The sequence below is a fragment of the Nakamurella sp. genome (assembly GCF_048594475.1).
Classification (GTDB): Bacteria; Actinomycetota; Actinomycetes; order Mycobacteriales; family Nakamurellaceae; genus Nakamurella.
Window position 1 is genome coordinate 1 of the sequence record NZ_JBMDXT010000155.1, and the last position, 5,160, is coordinate 5,160.

Annotated in this window: 4 protein-coding genes; 2 read left to right on the forward strand and 2 right to left on the reverse strand. The window is 73.0% G+C overall.

Features of this window, described 5'->3' with window-relative positions:
* Nucleotides 1-121 precede the first annotated feature (121 nt).
* Nucleotides 122-823, forward strand: a complete 702-nt coding sequence (locus tag ACOJUF_RS07645; protein WP_420121262.1) for an amino acid ABC transporter permease — start codon at nucleotides 122-124, stop codon at nucleotides 821-823.
* Between the two features lie 94 nt (nucleotides 824-917).
* On the forward strand, nucleotides 918-1,841 hold the full coding sequence (locus ACOJUF_RS07650; RefSeq protein WP_420121263.1) for an amino acid ABC transporter permease: 924 nt from the start codon (nucleotides 918-920) through the stop codon (nucleotides 1,839-1,841).
* Nucleotides 1,842-2,202: 361 nt separating this feature from the next.
* Here the strand turns inward: ACOJUF_RS07650 and rny are convergent, their stop codons facing one another.
* A complete protein-coding gene (gene rny / locus ACOJUF_RS07655; RefSeq protein ID WP_420121264.1) occupies nucleotides 2,203-4,032 on the reverse strand; it encodes a ribonuclease Y in 1,830 nt (609 codons plus the stop codon).
* A 416-nt stretch (nucleotides 4,033-4,448) separates the two neighbouring features.
* On the reverse strand, nucleotides 4,449-5,160 hold a 712-nt coding region (locus ACOJUF_RS07660; RefSeq protein ID WP_420121265.1), incomplete at its 5' end, for a regulatory protein RecX.

The following is a 5,160-nucleotide window of genomic DNA, read 5'->3' on the forward strand; positions in this document are numbered from 1 at the left end:
GCCGGGCCCGGCGCCCGCCGCCGGGGCGCCCCTCCCGGCGGGGCGGGGCGCCCCGCCCCCGGCCCCGGCCGAACCGATCTGGCCGACCGCGCGACCACGTTGATCCGGTGAGGGGTGTGGGGTGGACTTCAGTTTCCTGAGTGACCCGAGGTACGACATCCTCGGCGCGTTCTGGATGACGGTGCAGCTGACCTTCTGGTCGGCGATCGGCTCCTTCGTCCTGGGCGTCATCCTGGCGGCGATGCGGGTGAGCCCCGTCCCGCTGATGCGCTCGTTCGCCGGCGGGTTCGTCAACGTCATCCGGAACATTCCGCTGACGCTCATCATCATCATGATGTCGCAGGTCGTGGCCAACCAGCTCGGCCTTCGCCTGGCCGTGCGCGAGGCCGGCGTCAACCCGCAGGCCTTCCTGAACTCCCAGAACTTCCGGCTCGCGGTCCTCGGCTTCGTCATCTACACCTCCACCTTCGTCTGTGAGGCGATCCGGGCGGGCATCAACACGGTGCCCCCGGGCCAGGCCGAGGCCGCCCGGGCCATCGGTCTGAAGTTCACCCAGGTCCTGGGCATCGTCGTGCTCCCCCAGGCCATTCGCGCCGTCGTCGCGCCGCTGGGATCGGTGCTGATCGCACTGACCAAGAACACGACGGTCGCCTCAGCCATCGGCGTGGCCGAGGCCGCGCTGTTGATGAACACCCTGATCGAGAACGAGGCCGACAAGTTCACCGCGGTGTTCCTGGTGATCGCGGCCGGTTTCATCGTGTTGACCCTGCCGACCGGTCTGGTGTTCGGCGGGCTGGCCAAGAAGTACCAGGTGAAGCGGTGAGCGCGGCCGGCCGGACGACCCGGCGTCGCACCCGGGACGGTCACGACGCGCGGACGGGCGCACCGGCGGGGCGGCCCGCGGAGAGGACGAACCGATGACCGACCGCGCCACCGTCCTCTACGACATCCCGGGGCCCAAGGCCCGCCGGGCGAACCTGATCCTGAGCGTCGTGTTCGGCGTGGTGCTGATCCTGGCCGCGTGGTGGATCATCTCGGTCCTGATCGAGAAGAACCAGCTGACGGCCGAGAAGTGGTCGCCGTTCCTGGAGATCCAGAACTGGACGACCTACCTCCTGCCGGGTCTGTGGGCGACCCTCGAGGCGGCCGCGTTGAGCGTGGTCATCGCCCTTCCGGTCGGCGCCCTGTTCGGCATCGCCCGGATGTCCGACCACGCCTGGGTTCGCTGGCCGGCCGGGGTCGTCGTCGAGTTCTTCCGCTCGATCCCGGTCATCATCCTCATGCTCTTCGCGTTCGAGCTGTGGTTCTTCACGTTCGACTCGTCCAGCCCGTTCGCCGCCGTCGTCATCGGCCTGGTGCTGTACAACGGATCGGTGCTGGCCGAGGTCTTCCGGGCCGGCATCCTGGCGGTGCCCAAGGGGCAGACCGAGGCCGCGGTCGCGCTCGGCCTGCGCAAGACGCAGCTGATGACGCTGATCCTGCTGCCGCAGGCCGTCACGTCGATGTTGCCGGCCGTGGTCAGCCAGCTGGTGGTCATCGTCAAGGACACCGCATTGGGCGGCATCCTGGTCGGTTACGTCGAGCTGCGCCGGGCGGCCAACACCTCGGCCAGCAACTACGGCAACCTGCTGCCCACCTACGTCGTGGTCGCGCTGATCTACATCCTGATCAACCTGGCCCTGGGCTGGCTCTCGCACTGGCTCGAACGCAAGCTCCGGACGCGCCGCGGTGGCAGTCGGATCGTCAAGATCGACTCGGCCGCGCAGAGCGACCTGATGGCGGCCCGCCAGGAGATCGAGATCGAGAACGTCCCCGGGATCGACGAGTTCCGTCGGCCCTGACGCCCGGCGGCCGCGGCCGCGCCGGGACGGGGACGCGATCCGGCGGTGCGATCCGGCGGTGCGGATCGGCGGTGCGGATCGGCGGTGGACGTGCTCGATCGGTGGGACCGTTCGGACCGGGGCCGCCATGACCCGGTTGCCCGCGCCGGACGGCGGGTCTGCCGACGGGCGGCGACCGCTCGGTCGGCCTGGGTCGTCGGCTCGGTCGACGGCAGGGGCACCGGTGATCATCATCCACCCGGCGTGCCGTGCGGTGCACCCGGGGCGGACCCGGCGGACCCGGCGGCCCCGTCGAGAAATCGCGGGCGGTCCCGGCCGACGCCCAACCCGGTCGCCGCGCTCCCCGGGCCCCCGGGACGGATCAGCGGGCGATCTCGGTGGCCCGGGACTCCCGGATGACGGTGACGCGGACCTGGCCGGGGTAGGTCAGCTCCTCCTCGATCTGCTTGGCCACCTCCCGGGCCAGCACGTGCGCCTCGACGTCGTCGACCACGTCCGGCTTGACCATGACCCGGAGCTCGCGGCCGGCCTGCATGGCGAAGACCTTCTCGACGCCCTTCTTGGCCCCGGCGATCGCCTCGATGCGCTCGAGCCGCTGCACGTAGGACTCGAGGGACTCGCGGCGGGCCCCCGGCCGGCCGCCCGAGCAGGCGTCGGCCGCCTGGGTCAGCACGGCCTCGACGGTGCTCGGCGGTACCTCGTCGTGGTGCGCCTCGATGCAGTGCACGACCGCCTCGGACTCGCCGTACTTGCGGGCCAGGTCGGCGCCGATCAGGGCGTGCGAGCCGGGGACCTCATGGGTCAGGGCCTTGCCGATGTCGTGCAGGAACGCGCCCCGGGTGACGACGGTGGGATCGATACCCAGTTCGGCGGCCATCGCCCGGGCGATGTGCGCGGTCTCAACCAGGTGTCCGAGCACGTTCTGGCCGTAAGAGGTGCGGTACTTGAGCCGGCCGATGAGGGCGACCAGCTCGGGGTGCAGGTCGGTGATGCGCACGTCCAGCAGCGCGTCCTCGGCGGCCCGCTGGCACAGCAGCTCCACCTCGTCGCGGGCCCGCTCGTGGGCCTCCTCGATCCGGTGCGGATGGATCCGACCGTCCTCGATCAGCATCTCCAGCGTGATGCGGCCGATCTCGCGGCGGACGGGGTCGAAGCAGGACAACAGCACGGCTTCGGGGGTGTCGTCGATGATCACGTTCACGCCGGTGACGGTCTCGAAGGCCCGGATGTTGCGGCCCTCGCGTCCGATGATCCGGCCCTTGACCTCGTCCGCCGGCAGGTGCACCACCGCGACCACCGTCTGCGCCGTCTGGTCCGACGCGACCCGCTGGATCGCCTCGGCCACGATCGCCCGGGCCCGCTGCTTGGCCTGGCTCTGCGCCTCGGCCTCGACCCGCCGGATCATCATCGCGGCGTCCCGACGGACCGCCTCCTCCTGGCCGGCCAGCAGCTCGGCGCGGGCCGCCTCCACGGTCAGCCCGGAGATGCGCACGAGTTCGGCGGCGTGCGCGGCGTCGGCCGCGGCCAGGTCGCGTTCCCGGGCGTCGAGCGCGGCGGCCCGGTCGCGAAGCTCGGTCTCCCGGTCGACCAGCGCGGCCGCCTTGAGCTCCAGGGCCGTCCGCGCCTGCGTCAGGTCGCCCTCCTGCGCGCCGATCCGGCGGCGGTCGGAGGCCAGGGCGCGTTGCTCCTCGGCCAGGGCGTCGCTGGCCGCCCGCAGCCGCTGCTCGGCCTCCTGCAACTCCTTGCGGTCCTGGGCGAGCGCGGCGGTGGCCTCCGCGGCGATCCGGCCCCGCTCGGACTCCAGACCCGCCCGGAGCTCGGCCGCCTGGGCGCGGGCCGCGGCCACCGTCCGTTCGGCCTCGGCCTGCGCGGCGGCGCGCAATTCCTCGGCGTCCCGCCGGGTCCGGTTGGACAGCTCCTCGGCCGCCTCGGCGGCGGTGCGACGGACCGCGTCGGCGGCCTCGGCCGCCGCCTGGGCCTCATGGCTCAACAGGGCGAACCGGCCCAGATCGGGCTCGGCCGGCTTGGCGTCGGCGACGCCCCGGCTCACCGCTTCGTCCAGCAGGCGACGCAGGGCGGCCTCGTCGACCGGGGCCGGCGCGGCGGCCGGCTTGCGCCGGAGCACGATCACCAGGGCGGCGACGGCGGCGAGCACGGCAATGATCAGGACGACGACGAGGGCATCGGACACGCGTCACGACCTCCCCTCGTGATGAACCGTCGCGAGAGGGCGTCCGGTGACCGGAACACCCGTCGCGCTGGACGGCAGGAGGGTCGCCAACAACACGTCTCGGTGGCTGCGCGATGCAAGCATCGGCGCATCAAGCCGGTCCGGGTAGCCCAGCAGGGCCGGTCGGACCGGTGCGGGGTGCGGCAACAACAGAACCGCTATCGACCGCGCAGCCAAGGCGTGCGCGTGGTGGTGACACTCCTGTTACCCCCGAGGTTAAGGAGCACCGTCCCGGGGGTCAAGCCGACCCGCACGGCCGCATCGACCCCGGTCGGCCCGCACCGCCTCGAGACGGTCCGGATTGCCATCGCCACCGACGGTGACGGCCGGTCCCACCGCGCGGGCGACGGAACGACCGGATCCGGACACCCGACCGGTCAGGGCCGGTCGCCGTCGGTGTCGGAACCGGCGCCGTTCTGTGCCCCGGCGTCCCAGTCCGCCATGACCTCCCGGACGACCCGCTGGGCCAGGTCGGCGGGATACCCGCGCCGGGCGAGCAGGCCGAGCAGCCGCCGTCGCGCCGTCTCGGGCCCGTGGGCCATCGCTGCGTCGACCCGTCGGTCCAGGAAGGCTCTGGCCCGCTCGGCCTCGGCGTCACGATCGACCACGGCGACCGCGGACGAGGCGGTCTGGGGATCCACGCCCTTACGACGCAGCTCGTCACGCAAGGCGGTGGCCCCGAGCGCACCGTGCCGATGCCGACTCGCCACGAACGACTGCGCGTACGCCGCGTCGTCGATCAGGCCCACGTCGGTGAGACGGTCGAGCACGCGTGCGGCGGCATCCGCGGGGATGCCTTTGCGCGCCAGTGCGGCCTCCAGCCCGGCTCGGGGCCGTGCGGAGACGGACAGCAGCCGCAGGCAGATGGCACGAGCCACCGCCTCCGGATCGCCGGGATCGTCCTCCGGGTGACCGGGCCCGCCGTCCACGCCCGCCGCGCCGGCCTTTCCGGCTGAACGAGGACGGGCTCCACCGCCGCCCGGACCGGCCCGGCCGGCCTGCGCCGCGCCGCCGGACCCGGAGGTATCCCCCGCCGCGGCCGACCGGCCCCGGCCGGCGCCGGCCGGGGGCGGGCGCTCGGTGAGCCTC